Here is a 16,358-nt window from a genome sequence, read left to right as displayed (position 1 = left end):
TGGTCGCCGCGGTTGCTGGCTCGGTGTCGGTCGTCGCTGCAACAGGCTCGTCGTCGGTGTGAGGTTCAGAATCAGGTGTCATAGCATCCTCCTCGGCCGCATCGTCGCTGTCGGCGGTCGCTTCAGGATCGGCTACATCGTCGGCCGTAGTGTCGCCGGTGCCGTCGGTGTCGGCAACGTCAGTATCGTCGGTGTCAGCAACGTCAGTATCGTCGGTGTCGGCAGTGTCGTCGACGTCAGCGCCGATCGATTCGGTACTGTCATCGGTAGAGTCGGTATCGAGTTCGGGCTCGGTATCAACATCGGTGTCCGTCCCACCGTCGTCGGGGTCGGATTCCACACCGGAATCCGTTTCCTCGTCGCTGTCGATTTCGTCGTCGATCGACCCCTCGTCGGCGGCGTCCGCATCAATCGCTGATTCGGTGTCGTCAAAGGCGACGTCGGTGTCACCTGCCTCGTCGGCACCGTCGACCGGCGGTTCGTCATCGACCTCATCGACAGCATCGTCGAATGACGACGCATCGTCTGGTGCCGCTGAATCAGCGGGCTCCTCGTCGGCTGTCGACACTGCGTCATCGGCAGCGGATTCCGCGTCGTCGACCGCGTCCGAGTCGGGCTCCGCAGCGGCTGTTTCGTCGGCGACCGGCTCGTCGACTGCCTCATCCTCGGCGGGTGCGTCATCCTCGTTGGTCGCGTCAGGCCCGGTTTCGGTTCCCCACTCGTCGTCCGCAGTCGCGTCGGCATCGGCGTCAGGGCCGGTTGCTGGCCCCCACTCGTCGTCCGTCTCGGTAGGATCGGCGTCGATATCGACATCATCGATCGGGTCGATATCGGGGTCATCATCGGCAACGTCGGCCGCATCGTCGGCTTCTGGGTCGGCAGCGTCGTCAGGGGCTGCTGAATCGCCATCGATGGGCTCGATGTCATCGGCATCGGCTCCATCGTCGTCGACCGCTGATGGTTCGCTTGCGGTCTCGTCGATATCGGCACCGTCGTCGGTCGAAGGCTCCGCGTCGACGGGCCCATCATCAGCATCGGGCGTTGGTGTCTCATCGCTGGCGACCGTCTCGTCGCTGTCGGTGCCTTCGTCATCGGCGGGATCACTTGCGGTCGCGTCTGCGGGCGGCGTTTCGGGGTCGACATCCGACTCGCTGGGATCGATGGGGCCATCGAGTGGAGTCTCGCCGGCGTCCGCGCCGGGGAGTGAGGAGCGTTCACCGGCCAGCACGTCACGGATGAGTTGACTGTTGTCTGGGCCAAGCACCCCTTCGATATCGCTGGGATCGTCCTCGGAGGTGGCGATCTCTTTGATCGTGGGTTCGGTCAAGAACTGTTGGAGTTCCTCAGGGTCGTCAGTCCGGATGCCGTAGACGGTTTCGATTGTCTCGTTTGGGTCGAGCGTGTGCTCGAACTCGACCCGGTGGTTCTTGTAGGCCGTCCACGCGTCGCTGTGGTAGTCAGGATGGAACCCGACCCGCTCCATCGGGAAGGAACTCGGGATCTGGTCGGTTAGTCGAACATGCACCGGCACATCCGTGTTCGACGTGAGTGTAAACGCGACGGCTGGGACGGGGAACTCCTCGGCCGTGACGGTCTTCTCGACGACAACGCCGTCGTTGGACACCGTCACGAGGTCATCCGTGTCTGGCCCCTGGCTCATAAAAAGGACTATTCAACCAACGACTTAAAATGTGCGGGCTGGTGGACGGGCACACACCACCGCTGGCTGTCGACGCCCACCACCGGCAACTGCAGTATAAGTGTCGTCGACTGGGGTGAGAAGGGAGCTTAGCGGTACTCCTCGACAGCAACCGTTGCGGGGTTGGCTGCCTCGCGACGCGCCCGTCGCTCGGCTGATTGCTCCATGCGGCGGCGGTAGGCGGTTTGCTGTCGCATTGCCTGTCGGCGACACCGCTCTTGTGTCATCCAGTCGCTGCGGTCTTCGTCAGTCGTCTCCGGATCCCAGAACCACACTGGGAGGTCGTAATCGGTCATCATTGTGTTGTTCTCCGTAATATGACACAGCGTTTGTTGTGCTGATCTCGATGTTACTTCGGATATATGTATGTCTGCTACAGACTTAACTGTTAGTGTGTCCGTAAAAATGCGATTATATGTGTATATACAGGCGATCATCTTCTGTCAAGTTGTACGAATATCTTCTATAGACCCAATCGAGAACTCACAACGGCGACGCGGTTTTGTGGGTGATCTGCTGATGTTACAGTTCGACCCGATCGCCGATCTCGACGATTTCCAGTGCTTGGGGATACGCATAGGAAGCGGCGTGGTGGTGAAGCACAGTCGGATCGGCGGTCATCCCTTTCCACATATCCCAGTGGCTCGGGAGCAGTCGGTCGAGTTGGAGATCTGACGCCGATTTGATCGTCTCGTTTTCGGTCGCATACCACTTTGTTCGCACCGGCTCGCGGGTCTCCTTGTCAGGAATGTTGCCGATCGCTCCGAAGGCGAGAATCCCGAGATCGATATCGTACTCCTCGCCAAGATCGGCGAAATTGTCGGCGGGTTTGCTGTCGCCGGCATGGAAGATCGTTCCCGACTCATGTTGGATCATGTAGCCGACCGGGTGGGTCGAATCGGCGTCCTGCGTTTCGACAACATCGATTGAGAATTCACCGATCGCAATGGTGTCACCCTCGGCGACCTCGGTGAACTGTGATTCGCTGATGTCGTAGCTGTCGAGCCAGTTTTCGTCGTCGAAAGCGACCGCGAGGCTGTCGTCGGGAGCATAGAAGTCTGCGCCCGTACGTTCGAGAATCGGCCCCTGACTTGGGCCGTGCGTGTGATCGGTGTGTTCGTGTGTTGCCAACACAGCATCGGCCGCCGATTCCGGCACGTCCTCGGGATCGAACGGCACCGGAATCATCCGGATCGTCCGCGGTGGATCGCCGAGGCCGACGTAGGGATCGATCCAGATCGTTGTGCCCTCACTGCCCTTGATCACAAAGCCATTGCAGCCGAGATACCAGATGGCGACGGTCTCAGGGTCGGCGTCGGCGACGGCGGTCGGCAGCCAATCGCCCCAATCGCTGACTGTCATAGGTGGCTATCCGTGATGGGCCATTCTAAACGTTGCCGTCGCGGTCGAAGCCGGGCCGAAGCGGTTACAGCCAGTCAGCCTCGGGATCGATGTAGCCTGCTGGCTCCTCGTCGTCGAAGACTGCGAGGATATCGTGGCCGATGTGTTCGTTGAGATCCGCCAGCGACTCCTCCGAGTAGAAGGCGGTATGCGGTGTCAGGATGACATCATCGCGGTCAGCCAGCGGCGAGTTCGTCAGCGGCTCGTCTTCGAGGACATCGAGCCCGGCGGCGGCGATCTCGTCGTTTTCAAGCGCCCACACCAAGGCATCCTCTTTGACAATCGGGCCACGGCCAACATTGACAAGGACGGCGCTCTCGCTCATCTTGCGGAACGCATCACGGTCAAAGAGGTGCCGCGTCTCATCGGTCAGTGGCGCATGCACCGAGACGTGATCGGCCGTTTCGAGCAGTTCGTCAAGCGGGACTTTCTCGACGCCGTAGTCGGCCATCGCCTCGGTGTCGACGTAGGGATCGGCCGCGACGATATCGCAGTTGAAGCCGGCAAGTTTCTCGGCGGTTGCCTTTGCGAGTTGACCGAACGAGAGGAAGCCAACGGTTTCGCCGGTCAGGCGATGGATCGGCGCGCCATCTTCCCACTCCCAGCGGCCGCCTTTGACCGATCGATCGTAGACGTTGAGTCGCCGCACCGAGGCCAGCAGCAACGAGACCGCGTGTGTCGAGACCTCCTCGCGGCAGTAATCGGGGACGTTGACGACGGTGACACCGTGGTCGGCCGCCGCGGGGATATCAACGCCGTCGACGCCGACGCCTGCGCGGGCGACAATCTCTAACTCCTCGCAGGCCTCAAAAACCGCGGCAGGAACGTCGGTCTGGACGTCGACAACGAGGGCCGCGGCATCGGCGGCCACCGCAATGATATCGTCGGTCGTCTGCAGGTCAGCGACCTCGACTGTCACGTCGTCGCCGAGGACGTGACGGAGGGTTTCAGCGCGGATCATCGGATCGTCGTTGACAACAACAGTTGGCATGCTGAACCGTTTTGCCTGCAGGCATATGAACCGTTACTTTGGTTCTCAATGCGTGGGGGCAGCTGTCGGGACTGACAAATATAACCGGCAACGGTCAAAGCGAGTGTTCCAAGATCGCTTCTATGAGATACCTAACTCTCTGTGCAGACACGCACTAGGTTTGTCGACTTCTGCGAAATAATAGTTGAATAAGACAATCGAAAGGCCCATCGATGCAGTACTATTTTGATTGTTCGGACGGAACGTTGGCGTAGCATTCGCCCGAGCATGACCTTTCAACTGCAACCAGAGGTGCCCGTCTTCGTGGGGATCCTGCTGGTGACGGCGTCGCTGCTGGTCTATTCGCTCCGGCAGTATCATCGACGCGGTCGGACACCCGAACTGCTCGCGTTCATCGTGTTGCTGTCTGTAATCTGTGTGTGGCAACTCAATGCGATCTTCGTGAGCACAATAACGGTGCCAGCACTCATTTTGGCCGGAAACAACTTCGGCAACGCTGTCCTTGTGTTCGCGTTTGTCTACTCATTTACCTGGTTTGGGCTGACGTATACCGAGCAGACACGCTGGATAAACCGGTGGACGGTTGGCTTCGCGCTGGCGACGATCGCTGCAACCAGTGTGATGGTCGTACTCAACCCGGAGTTCATGCTCAAAGCGAATGGGCTGATGACACAAGGCCCGGTGACGATCGCGGGGATCACCTTTGCCGAGTGGGTTGCGCTTGATCTCACACTCACCCCCGCATTTCGTCTCTTCCAGCTCTATACCTATGCGATACTGCTCCTCGGTGGTGGGATTATCGCCCGCTATCTCGTAGCAAATCGCGGTGACATCTACACCGGACAGGCTGCCGCATTATGTGTCGGTGCTGGCGCGCCGCTAGCAGCGAGCACAGCGCTCTTTCTTCGGGTGCTTCCTCCGGAGTGGAATCCATCACATGTCGCCTTCGGTGTGACCGCTGTCGCATTCGCGGTCGCGATCTTTCGGTATCGACTGCTCAAAGTCGCCCCCATCGGGCGGAAACAGCTTGTCGAACAACTGGCCGATCCGGTGGTCATGCTTGACGACCACCAGCGCGTTGTCGACTGCAACCCCGCGGCGCGAGAGTTGGTCGACGCTCCAGAGGGGTGGCGTGGAATGGCCGCAACTGAATTTTTTGCACCGTTTCCTGATTCCGTCGACTGGGTTACCACAGATGAGTCAGGCGAGACAACGCTCTCGGAAGCCGGGACAGAACGAACATTTACTGTCGACAGTGTGCCGATCGAAAATCGAACCAACACGCAGACGGGACAGTTGATACGACTCCACGAGATCACCGAGCGCAAAGCGCGTGAGCAACAGCTCCGCGACCAAAACGAGCATCTCGACGAGTTCGCCAGCATCGTCTCCCATGACCTCCGGAGCCCACTCAACGTGGCGAAAGGGCGACTCAAGATGGCTGGCAGGGAGTGCGACAGCGAGGAGATCGAGGACGCGCAGGCGGCGTTGACACGGATGGAATCGATGATCGACGACCTACTCACGATGGCCCGCACGAGTCAGACGATCGACGCAACCGAGCCGGTCGGCCTTGCGGCGGCGGCCCGGACAGCGTGGACGTACAGCGATGTTGATGAGTGCACACTGCAGGCGTCAGTTCCAGAAGATGTCAAGATTGCAGCCGATCGTGATCGATTGTTACAGGTCTTCGAGAATCTCTATGTAAACGCCGCCGAGCATAATGAGACACCGGTCACGGTGCGTGTTGGCGTGCTTGGCGATGGCGGCCTGGCCACCGATGCCGGGCAGCGATCCGGCTTTTACGTGGCCGATGATGGCACCGGGATCGACGCGACCGACCACGACGACGTGTTCGAAAGCGGGTACACCGCTGCGAGCGGTGGCACCGGCTTCGGGCTGGCGATCGTACAGGATATCGTCGCCGCGCACAACTGGGAGATCACCGTGACCGACAGCAGCGACGGTGGGGCCCGATTCGAGATCACCGGGGTACGCCCTGCTGCTGACGACGAAGCGCAAAGCAAGAGAGAATTAGCGCAGGACTAATCGGTCGCTGACGACCGCCGACCGCCTCACCACGTACCGTGGAACGTGTCGAATTCGAGTTCGTCCAGCGGTTTGTTGCCCATCGCGATCTCGTACTCGCCAGGGGTCACCATCGGCTTGTGGAACTGCGGGCCGTCGTCGGTTGTGATCCGTGGACAGCCGGTGTTGACGAAGGCATCCATATCGAAATTCAGCAGCCGATCAGGCGTGACCTCATCCATCGTGATAAGGTAGGCATTGTCGTTGTTCTCAAGGATTTCCTCGGCTTTCTCCCACCGGCCTTGACCGATCTTGGTACAGAAGATGACACCCCACTTCTCGGCGTCCATCGCCTTGTGAACGGTCGCATACCGTTCTTTGAGGAATTGGTCGGGGTCGGCGATGGTCACGACATTGTTGACGGGATCGGCGATAACGATGTGTTTGTCCTGGTGTTCCATCGCCAGCCCCATTGGGTGGAACTTCCCGCCGCCGACGTAGAGCACGTTGTCGGCGTCGATATCGGCGGAGGCGTAGTTGCAGCCAAGCACTTGGCCCTCGTAGGTTAGGCGGTCGTCGCCCTTGCGGGTATGCACCTCGTAGCCACGCTCTTCCAGCCACTCAACCATCTCGCCGAAGCGGTTCATGTGTTGGGCGGTCGTCACCAGCCCGACCGCAGGGTCGTCATCGGGATCGGGGATCTCCGCGAGAGAGTCCTCAAGAATCGGGAAGGGATCGACGTTGGAGAACAACGGGACGTAGATGATCTGGTCGGACTCCTTCATCGGGGAGTGCCCAAAGTGGACGAACACGTCGGTACGGCGCATCAGATAGGTATCGAGATCACAGGCACCATAGCACGGTTGCCCGGAGAGGAGGATCGTCACGTCGTCGTCAACGACTTCCCGGAGATCGTCAGCGACAGCGGGGCCCCGGCGCTTGAGGCCTTCAGGGAACTGGAGGCCGACCTTCTCAGCATCGCGTTCCTCGATCTCGTCGACGATGCGTTCAAGTTCGTAATCCCACTCGCGGTCGTGGCGGAGATCCATCCCCGTGTTTCGGAGGTCACCCTCGGAGTAGCTGTCGTCGCTGGCGTCGTGGCTCATTACACGCTCATATCTGTCGAAGCCGTATAACCACGGCGTTATCGCCACACTGTCACGATTGTTCAACCATCGCTGGTTGGCGAAAAATAGAGAGCCGCGTTAGTCGTCAGCGGGAACCGTTTGCGCGGCCGGTTCAGCGTCGTCGATAGCCGCCTCGAGGTCAGGTTCGCCTGTCCAGGACAGGTTGCCGTCGTAGTGGAAGGCGTCGTGGTCACGGGTCGGATCGACGACCGTCAGCGAGAGCCACCCGTTGTCCAACAGGGTCGTGAGTTCCGCGTGGTCGGCAAGAATCTCGGTAACGCTGTCAACGGGCGCGTGAACCACCGTCGAGAGACGCAACGGCTGGTGGTATGGATCATCAGGCCCCGTAGCCACCGACTGCAGCGGGAGGCCGGTCAGCAGGTCGCCGCCGTTGCCCTGATAGACGCCGACGTTGCCGACGGGGTTGTGGGTGATCTTCGAGCCGCTGCCGTAGACGCCCGAGTCGACCGTCGAGAAGTAATACTGGTTGTTGATCCACTGGGTGACGACCATCGGCCCCGTGAGGATCGCTTCGAGGGCGTCGCCATCGGGGTCGGTTGTGTGGTCGTAGGAGTGGAGGAATGCACGCCCGTCGAGGTCGACATCCTCCGTGAGTTCACGCGGCCCGATAACGAAGGCGGCGTTGCCGGCCAGTCCCCACTCAGGACGGGTCTCCGCCCAGTCGGCTGCGCGGCGTTCGGTCTCGTCGATACCGTTTGTGGCCGCTGCGCCCATCGCGTCGGTGCGTTCGGCGGTCGCGGTTTCGCGGGCGGTGGCGAGGTCAGCGCGGAGGTGTTCGATATCGTCGGCGTGGGTTGCAGGCACGTCGCTGTCGAAGAGGTCGATCTCGTCGGTCGTCGTGTTGTGTTTGCCGGCGACAAAGATGGTATCCTCGGGGATCGCATGGCCCTGATCGCGGAGTTCGTCCTGTACCGCCTCGTCGTTGCAGATCGCCGCCAGCACGCGGGCGTTCGGCCCGCCGGGGTTGCCGGCACACGCCCCACAGTCGAGACTCGAATCATATGGGTTGTTTTCGGTCTCGCTGGCGTGGCCAACGAAGGCGACCACACGGCTGAACGTCTCGATGCCCATCAACTCGAAAGCCGTCGCGGCGTACTCGACTTTTTCGTCTGTCGTCAGCCCGACCGGGAGGTCGCCGGCGTAGGTGTGTTGGTGATGCACCATCGGCTCACAGAACTCGTGGCTGTCGGGTTCGGCGTCGGCGACGGCATCAAAGAGGTCGTGGACGCGGCCGGGGACGAGCGTCCGCGCCGCCAAGGCGAGCCCATAGCCGCTGCCGGCACTCTCGACGAACCCGTAGGCACTCGCCGCGTTCGCTTGGAGTGTGTCGATGACCTCGCGGGTAGCGTCACGAACACCCGCCAGGCGGTCGTGGCTTGCCTGGGTCTCGTCGTCGGTCGGCAGTTCCGTGATACGGTGTTGTGGGTCGAGGATCGGTGGACAGGCCGCGACCGACACGTCAGATTCGTAGCCGTTGTATTCGATGGGAACCCCGAAAAAGCCCGCGTAGCCGAACGTTTCGTACGCACCGGTGGCTTCGATATGGCGGCGGATCACCGCAGAGCGCGTGTCGATACAGAAGGTCAGTTGGGCGTCCGGGCGGCTCGATGCTCCGCCTTCGGTGTCGGCGATCGCCTCGCTCTCGGCGACGACAGCGTCGACTACCTCCTCGCGGTAGGTTGCCTCCCACGCGCTCAGGAACGCCTCGCTGAGTTCATCAACGGTGTCGACCTCCGTGGCTTCGCCGTCTGTTTCGGGGGTGAGGTCGACGCCGAAGGCATCCAGCAGCGACAATCTCACAGCGAGGTAGCCGTCGAGCGTGATCGGGTACTCTGAGTGCCACTCGCCGCCATCGTCGACGCGCTGTTTGATGAAGCCCGTCCAGCCCGGCAGGGCGGCCAGCTGTTCCTCGAAGATCGCTTCCCACTGGTGTTCCGGATACGGCTCGATGACGGCGTCGATCGCCGCTGTCGGTGAGGCTGGCAGGTCAGCAACGATACCGGAGTTGGGAATTTCGTCGTCGTGAGCCGCCAACGCACGGAACGCGCTGTAAAAGCCCTCCTCGCGATTTGGCATCGACCAGTGGGCTCGACCCTCATCAAGAAAGACCGGCAACCACTTTGTCAGGATGGCATCGACGCGCTCGCTGTCGCTGTCGCCGGCATCGTCGTCGATGCCGCTGTCGTCGGCGTCGGCAATCCGATCAAGCAGCGTCTCAGGAGCGGCATCGTAGCCGCGGTCGGCGAGCTCCGATTCGAGGAGTTCGGGATCGATCTGCCCGCGTGTGAGTGCCTGCTCGAACGTGTCCGCACTGGGGTAGCCGCGGCCACCGAGCAGGTCGGTCGCCTCTGAGACGGCGTGCTCGAAGGGTTGGTTTTCGAACCCCGAAAGCGGGTTGGCCGTCACGAACGAGTGGATCGGCCAGACGGAGCCGACTGTGGTTGCTGCGCTGTCGATACTGTCGTCGATTGTGGATTCAGTACTCATTGTAGTCCTCCGTGGTCGTCAGCAGCGTGTCAGATGTCGGTTGGCCCAGATTCAGCAGTGCAACGTAGAGACGCCCACTCCCCTCGTGAACTCCGGTCTCGATGGCGAGATAGACGCCGACGAAGACAGCGGCGATGACGCCATGCAACAGCGTTAGCTCCGTCGAGGCCGTCACGACCGGGAGGTCAGCCAGCAGGAACGAGACCGCCTCGTAGACGATGGCGTAGATCGTAATCGCCGGGAAGAAGACCAGCGGAACAGCCCCGTAGCGGAACGTCGCCGGCAACGAGGTGTGTTGCACCGCGCTGCGGGCGGCGTGTAGCGTGGCGAAGGTGACGAAGAACGTTAACAGCAGCCCGCCGTTGATAATCGTTCCCTTGCCGGTCAGCACGGCAAAGAGCGCGCCGCCGAGAATTCCGGTGACAAGCGTCACGACAACGCTGCCGATACCGTTGAAGCCGGCCGTGTGATCGCTCACCGCCGCCGGGCTCGTGTGTTCGACCTCACCCCCCGAGGAGAGGAACTGGTAGGCTTTGTAGAAGCCATGCAGGATGAGGTGGGTGATCGCCGCGCCGAAGAAGCCTAGCCCGGCCTGCATGATCATAAAGCCCATCTGACCGACCGTCGAGCAGCCGAGTTGACCCTTGATATCCGACTGCACGGATTTCAGGAGCTTCCCGCCGAGCGCGCTGGCCGCGCCGACGGCGACGATAGCGAGCATGATCGTCGGCTCGACCGTGACGACCGGCGCGAACCGCGCGAGCAGGACGCCGCCGGCGTTGACGAAGCCGGCGTGCATCAACGCCGAGGCGGGCGTCGGCGCGGTCATCGACGAGAGGATCCACGTGTGGAACGGCAGCAGTGCCGACTGGATCATCGCCGCGACGACGAGCCCGCCGGCTGCAAGCACGGTGGTCGTCGTCGACAGACCGCCGACAGCGTCAAGCAGCCCGGTAATGGTGGTCGCGCCCGTCTCCGACCACAGCAGTGTGAGGCTGGCGGCGACTAACGCAGCCCCCCCGACGAAGTATCGACGGGCGGTGCGGGCTGCGGCCTGTGCCTGCGGCCAGCCGTCGACGTGGCCGATCAACTCAGCCATGAGCAGGCCCATCGCCAGCCACGCTGCCGCGAACAACGCGATATGGTCGGCGGCGACGACGACCATCACGACCAGCGTGAACGCAAAGACCTGCGTGATGAACCGGGTCTTGTCGGGGTTGCCGGCCAGATACCGACGTGAGTAGCTGTGGACGATCCCGCTGAAGAAGGCGACGACCGTCCACATGACGACCGTTAGCCCGTCGATGGCGACGAGCCCCTCGACCGCCCACTGGGGGTCGGATCGGACGAAGACAGCCGCAACGACGAGCGTGCCGAGCCACATCGCCCACACGAACCGGGTGAGGGCCGCTGGCACACGCGAGGACGCATTATTCGGTTCGGGAAGCGATCCGACTGATCTGCGCTGGGTTCCGTCTGTCATGGGTTGAGTCGAGCAACCGATCCGCCAGGACGACCGCACCTGACGAACACTGGTCGCATTCGCTCTGTTATAGAACAAACTGTGCAATAAATCTATTTATTTGATCAGATTGTTCTCCAAACCCAGATTATAGAACATTATGGTTTCGGCAGATCGTTAAAACGCATGCAACCCAATGCAGAGGTATACTTACAGGAAGTACGTGCGGATATAGAAAATGTATTTATTATTATAAGTCAATATTGGAGAAAGACTTTTCGACGAGGATATTGATTCCGAAACATGGGCATCGGTAATCCATTAGCCGGAAATGTTCTTGATCACGTTGAGCGATGGATTCCCTCTGAGGTGTACGGCCACGAAAAAGAGTATCAATCCGAGCTGCAGGACTATCTTGATGAAGTCCTCAATCAACAGTCCGGAGGGCTCGACCTTGGAATAGGTACCGGTGGTGGAGGTGGTCACGTTGTCAGTACAGAACGAGGAACATCATATGGGGATGTGGTCGTGGATGACAAGGTTGGGATCGAATTGAAACGGAACTTCTCAAACTCTCAGAAAAAGAAGCTACGTGGACAACTGGAAGATTATGCAGACAATTACGATTATGTTATCGCTTGTGCTTGTGGGATCGAAGATATGGATGGATGGAGGGAGCTCGAAAATAAATTCAACAACCGCAATAGGGGTATGATGGACATGACCGAATTTGCCTTCGTCATCAAACAGCGGGAGAATATGGGAAGCGACCCTGACCGAGGTGGTAATGATGGGGGGCTACTAGGTGGTGGAGGACTATTGTAAATGTCCAGCCAGGGCGTAACTAAGCCGTTGGCAGTTGCCGGAATAGTGATCGTTGTTCTCGTTATTGTTCAACCTCTAAGCGGCACGGTGGGAGGTATCTCGTTGAATTGGATCGGTGCTGTTCTCGTCGCTCTCGGTGGTCTTCTGGGTTTTGCATCTTGAGTTTGAGCGGCGTCTACGGAGACCGCTAATAGAAATAGTGGATTCTATTTGGTCGACGCCGGCGATAGCTGGCAGCCGACCGATAGCTGGGCATCATCGGGGAGTCGCGCACGGAGGGTTGCCGGCTCGGTCACATCGTCGAGAGCCACCAGATACTGCCTGCCGGGAAACGATCCGTAGACGCCAGCCCGATCGGTGACGACGCCGGCGACGGTCATCGCGGTGAACTGCGAGCGCAGAAAGGCGACGTTGCGAACAACGTTGTACTCGGCGAGTCGCTGCCGGGCCTGTCTGGGGGAGTCCTCGGGCCCAACAACGCCTGCTGCAGTCGCCTCATCGACCATCGTTGCCAGCGGCGCGAGCGTCGCCTGGATGCCGGCCGCCGCGGACGCCGTCGCATCGTGCGCGTGATCGTACGCATCAGCCACCACGTCGCAGTCAGTGTGGCCAACGACGACGATCGCCGCAACCAGCCGGTCGGCGATGAGCCGCCGAATCGACGCCGAGAGCACCCGTTCGCCGTTCTGTTGCTCCCATGTTCGGGGGCCAAGCGTCGTCACGCCGACGTGGTCGGCGGGAGCCTCGGTCAGCCATGCTGGATCGTGATCGCAGTCGCCGAGCGTACAGGAAACAGAGAGGACGGTCGACCCGGTCGCTGCGCGGTCGTTCCCACGAGTCGGCTCAACATCTAACGCCGAGACTAACGTCGCGAGGTCGTCGTCAGCCATGCTGGCCTCCACGCAGCCGACAGAGTCTCTCCACGGATCGCCGAAACCACATCTTGAATACCAATCTGTTCGTATTTGATATAAAATTTACCAGCCTGTTCGTTGGCCGATGGTGGAAACACATATCGGGGCTGAACTGGTGGACTGAGGTATGCAACAGTTTGAGGGGACGATTCTCGCCGGGGACTCCTTTGCGCCGGTTTGTGGCCGGGTCGTCGTCGACGACGGGCAGATTACGGCCGTCGAGGAGACGGCCACGGACTCGACCGATATCGTCCTGCCGGCGTTCGTCAACGCCCACACCCACATCGGTGACTCGGTGGCCAAGGAAGCCGGTGTCGGCCTCTCGTTAGACGAGGCGGTCGCGCCACCGGACAGCGAGAAACACCGCCGGTTGGCCGCCGCCAGCCGTGATGAACTCATCGCGGCGATGCGCCGCACCCTCCGATTCATGGCAGACACGGGGACTGCGGCACATCTCGATTTTCGGGAGTCAGGTGAGGCGGGCACCGAGGCCCTCCGAACAGCTGCCAGCGAAACAGCAACCGACGCGGTCATTTTCGGCAGCGGCCCGGCGTCAGTCCTCGAACTCGCCGATGGTTACGGGGCCAGCGGCGCAAACGACGACGAGTTTACCGACGAGCGTGCGGCCGCCCGCGAGGCGAACAAACCGTTCGCCATCCACGCCGGCGAGCCCGATGCAACCGACATCCACCCCGCCTTAGACTACGAGCCGGAGCTACTGGTTCATATGGTGCATGCCGAAGCCGAGCACCTAAAACGAGTCGCCGACCAAGCGATTCCGATTGCGGTCTGCCCACGTGCGAACGCTGTCCTCGGCGTCGGGCGACCACCAATCCCTGAGTTGCTTGATCACACAACCGTCGCGCTTGGGACGGATAACGTCATGCTCAACCCGCCGTCGATGTTTCGTGAGATGGCGTTTACGGCGAAAACCTACGACGTGACCGACCGCGAAGTCTTGCGGATGGCGACGCAGGCCGGGGCAGAGATTGCCGATCTCAACTGCGGGGTGATCGAGCCTGGCCGGCGGGCAGCATTGCTCGTCCTTGATGGCGATTCCGACAATCTCTCGGGAACGGTCAATCCGATCTCGGCTGTTGTTCGTCGGGCAACCGGACTGGATATCAAACAGGTTGTTGTCTGATCAAGCAAGCCGCAGACACAGCGAAGCGGCTACGTCGAGTCGAACTCGCTGAACGGGGTCGTCCTGTGGCTCCGAACCAGTACCTCGTCGGCGACGGTCAGGCCCATATCGAGGAGTTCCTGGGCGACCGGCGTGATATCGCTATCAGATTCGCCGACCGCGGTGACAAGCAAATTCTCCTCTCCGGTGACCAACTCCTGGACCGAGATGACGCCGTCGATGGCCAGGATATCGGGGATCAGGTCGCCGCGGTCGGAGATCGATGCCGTACAGTACAGCAACATACGGAGGGGATACCCTGACTGCTCGTAGTCGACATCCGCACTGTAGCCTTTGATCACACCGTCGGCTTCGAGCCGTTGGATACGCTTGCGAACCGTACTGTCGGCGGTGCCGGTTCGCTCGGCGATATCGGCCGACGATAGATTGCGGGCGTCCGCCTGTAAGGCATGGAGAATCGCTTGGTCAACCTCGTCGATGTGTGTCTCGCTCATAGGTAACGATGAACCAGTATCCGCAAATAACTTCGCCCCAACTGGCCGGCGGCGTCGGCGTTGGCCGCAGATCGGTGGCATCGATGTTACTCCCGTATTAATGAGGCCCGCCCGGCTATAGCGACCATGAGCGACCTGCCACTCGAACATGTTCATATCGGCCCTGACGACCCGAGCGATGAGCCCGCCCCCGCGGTCTTCGTGCTGCACGGCCGCGGTGCCAACGAGGAAGATCTGTTGCCCGTCGCTCGATCGCTCCCGGACGGCCTTCATATCGTGAGCCTGCAGGCCCCGAATCGCCTGCAGGGCGGCTACACATGGTACGACCTCGACCTCACCGGCGGGGGGCTCCATCAGAGTCAACCCGACGCGGTAGATTTCAAGCGCAGCCGAGAGCTAATTATCGAGAGCATCGACGCGGCCGTCGAGGCCTACGGGATCGACGACGACCATATCGGTCTGTTTGGGTTCAGCCAGGGGGCGATCACCAGCCTCTCGCTGCTGCTCGATGCCCCCGACCGGTATGCGTGGGTGGTCGCGTTGCATGGCTACCTGCCGGACTCCCACAGTGATGTCGACCCCGACGGGATCGCTGACAAACCGGTGTTGCTCGCGGCTGGCGACGCCGACGAGATCATTCCTGCTGCCCGCACAGAGGCCGCTGCCGATCGATTTGAAACGCTCGGTGCGGCCGTCGAATACACGAGCTACGCCGGCGGCCACGGGATCGGCCCCGCCGAACACGAGGCCGTCGTCGAGTTCGTCACCAAGCAGGTGGCGTAAGGCGGCAAGGCACGCCGCGTGCACAATCGGGGGAGACATATTTCAACTCGGCGCAACTGCTGATTGTGGCGAAGCCTCCCGCGCCGACGACGACAGCGAGATCGACCGCCAGCACCGCAACTATCTCGCTTCGGAGTCATCGATGATCGCTGGCTTCTCGCCGTCGTTGCTGGTGATCCTCGTGGTTGTGTTGTTGGTCTCCGGAGCGGTCAACGGCTTAGCCGGCTTTGGGTTTGCGCTCGTCGGCACGATGGCGCTGGCGACGGTGATCGAGCCCGCAACCGCTGTCGTGCTTATGATTATCCCGATCCTATCGGCGAACGCTACGCTCGTTAGCGAACTCTCAGCCCCAGAGCTGACCCGTTGTAGCCGGCGGTTTTGGCCGCTGATGCTCGCAGCCCTTGTGGGAACGATCATCGGGATGGCTGTTATCGACCGCCTGCCGGGCGCGCCAGTCCGGGTCGGGTTGGGCCTCATCACGCTGGCGTTCGTGGGCTCCCGGCAGTCGACGCTGCCGCTGCCCTCGCTTGGCGGCGACAGCGGTATCGACCGCGGGGGGACGGTCGTCATGCTCGTAGTCGGCGGCGGCTCGGGGCTGTTGTTCGGCGCGACCAACGTCGGCGTCCAGCTCGTTGCCTACCTCCGCTCGTTTGACCTCTCGCATGGCCTCTTTGTCAGCGTCGTCGCGATGGTGTTTCTCGGGATCAACGGGGTGCGTGTCGCCGCGGCCGGGGCCTTGGGATTGTATCCGTCAGCGGCGGTCGTCGCGCTCTCGGTGGCGGCGGTCGTCCCCTCGGTGCTCGGCGTTGCGGTCGGTCGACGGCTCCGCCGCCGGGTGGACAGTCGGCATCGCGCGATCGCAGTGCTGGGTTTGCTTACGGTCATCGGGGGTCGGCTTGTGCTCGGTGGGCTCGGGATTGCCTGACGTGTTGGGTTCGGTGATGTGGCCTCCGGGGCCACCCGTCCGGCACATTGAAGCGAA

General features: G+C 61.2%; 14 protein-coding genes. 5 read left to right on the top strand and 9 right to left on the bottom strand.

Features of this window, described 5'->3' with window-relative positions; translation table 11 throughout:
• The 4 genes from DM826_RS06240 to DM826_RS06225 all read right to left on the bottom strand — a co-directional run.
• Nucleotides 1–1,660 (bottom strand): midas domain-containing protein (locus tag DM826_RS06240; RefSeq protein ID WP_120102543.1); only part of this gene is annotated, 1,660 nt, incomplete at its 3' end.
• Nucleotides 1,661–1,788: 128 nt separating this feature from the next.
• Nucleotides 1,789–1,998 (bottom strand): hypothetical protein, encoded by a 210-nt coding sequence (locus tag DM826_RS06235; protein WP_133304645.1) that lies wholly within the window; start codon nucleotides 1,996–1,998, stop codon nucleotides 1,789–1,791.
• Nucleotides 1,999–2,221: 223 nt separating this feature from the next.
• Nucleotides 2,222–3,061, bottom strand: coding sequence for an MBL fold metallo-hydrolase (locus DM826_RS06230; protein WP_120102541.1), 840 nt, complete (start codon nucleotides 3,059–3,061; stop codon nucleotides 2,222–2,224).
• A gap of 64 nt (nucleotides 3,062–3,125) precedes the next feature.
• On the bottom strand, nucleotides 3,126–4,091 hold the full coding sequence (locus DM826_RS06225) for a C-terminal binding protein (protein WP_120102540.1): 966 nt from the start codon (nucleotides 4,089–4,091) through the stop codon (nucleotides 3,126–3,128).
• A 267-nt stretch (nucleotides 4,092–4,358) separates the two neighbouring features.
• Between DM826_RS06225 and DM826_RS06220 the strand changes: the two genes are divergently transcribed.
• Nucleotides 4,359–6,140 carry a sensor histidine kinase gene (locus DM826_RS06220; RefSeq protein WP_120102539.1) on the top strand — a complete coding sequence of 594 codons (1,782 nt, stop codon included), beginning with the start codon at nucleotides 4,359–4,361 and terminating at the stop codon, nucleotides 6,138–6,140.
• Between the two features lie 26 nt (nucleotides 6,141–6,166).
• On the opposite strand, the gene dph2 is transcribed toward DM826_RS06220, so the two are convergent.
• The 3 genes from dph2 to DM826_RS06205 form a co-directional block, all read right to left on the bottom strand.
• Nucleotides 6,167–7,225: a diphthamide biosynthesis enzyme Dph2 gene (gene dph2, locus DM826_RS06215; RefSeq protein ID WP_120102538.1), complete on the bottom strand. Its 1,059-nt coding sequence runs from the start codon at nucleotides 7,223–7,225 to the stop codon at nucleotides 6,167–6,169.
• Between the two features lie 99 nt (nucleotides 7,226–7,324).
• Nucleotides 7,325–9,754, bottom strand: coding sequence for a DUF2309 domain-containing protein (locus DM826_RS06210; protein ID WP_120102537.1), 2,430 nt, complete (start codon nucleotides 9,752–9,754; stop codon nucleotides 7,325–7,327).
• On the bottom strand, nucleotides 9,744–11,237 hold the full coding sequence (locus DM826_RS06205) for a proton-conducting transporter transmembrane domain-containing protein (RefSeq protein WP_120102536.1): 1,494 nt from the start codon (nucleotides 11,235–11,237) through the stop codon (nucleotides 9,744–9,746). Before DM826_RS06205 ends, DM826_RS06210 begins: the two co-directional genes overlap by 11 nt.
• Nucleotides 11,238–11,519: 282 nt before the next feature.
• Here DM826_RS06205 and DM826_RS06200 point away from each other — a divergent pair, with 282 nt between their 5' ends.
• Complete coding sequence (locus tag DM826_RS06200) at nucleotides 11,520–12,041, top strand: hypothetical protein (RefSeq protein ID WP_120102535.1); 522 nt, start codon at nucleotides 11,520–11,522, stop codon at nucleotides 12,039–12,041.
• A 206-nt stretch (nucleotides 12,042–12,247) separates the two neighbouring features.
• On the opposite strand, the gene DM826_RS06195 is transcribed toward DM826_RS06200, so the two are convergent.
• The gene (locus DM826_RS06195; RefSeq protein ID WP_133304644.1) at nucleotides 12,248–12,931 is read right to left on the bottom strand and encodes a carbonic anhydrase; all 684 of its coding nucleotides are present in this window, start codon (nucleotides 12,929–12,931) and stop codon (nucleotides 12,248–12,250) included.
• Nucleotides 12,932–13,082: 151 nt separating this feature from the next.
• Between DM826_RS06195 and DM826_RS06190 the strand changes: the two genes are divergently transcribed.
• Entirely contained in the window at nucleotides 13,083–14,099 is a 1,017-nt protein-coding gene (locus DM826_RS06190) for an amidohydrolase family protein (protein ID WP_120102533.1), read from the top strand.
• 29 nt (nucleotides 14,100–14,128) lie between these two features.
• Here DM826_RS06190 and DM826_RS06185 read toward each other — a convergent pair whose 3' ends face one another.
• Complete coding sequence (locus tag DM826_RS06185) at nucleotides 14,129–14,593, bottom strand: Lrp/AsnC family transcriptional regulator (protein WP_120102532.1); 465 nt, start codon at nucleotides 14,591–14,593, stop codon at nucleotides 14,129–14,131.
• Between the two features lie 126 nt (nucleotides 14,594–14,719).
• Here DM826_RS06185 and DM826_RS06180 point away from each other — a divergent pair, with 126 nt between their 5' ends.
• Nucleotides 14,720–15,376, top strand: a complete 657-nt coding sequence (locus DM826_RS06180) for an alpha/beta hydrolase (RefSeq protein ID WP_120102531.1) — start codon at nucleotides 14,720–14,722, stop codon at nucleotides 15,374–15,376.
• A 142-nt stretch (nucleotides 15,377–15,518) separates the two neighbouring features.
• A complete protein-coding gene (locus DM826_RS06175; protein ID WP_120102530.1) occupies nucleotides 15,519–16,301 on the top strand; it encodes a TSUP family transporter in 783 nt (260 codons plus the stop codon).
• Nucleotides 16,302–16,358: the final 57 nt, after the last annotated feature.

Origin of the sequence: Halonotius aquaticus, from assembly GCF_003605575.1 — an archaeon.
Classification (GTDB): domain Archaea; phylum Halobacteriota; class Halobacteria; order Halobacteriales; family Haloferacaceae; genus Halonotius; species Halonotius aquaticus.
The sequence above is the reverse complement of the archived record's forward strand: the minus strand, read 5'-3'. Positions and strand labels throughout refer to the sequence as shown.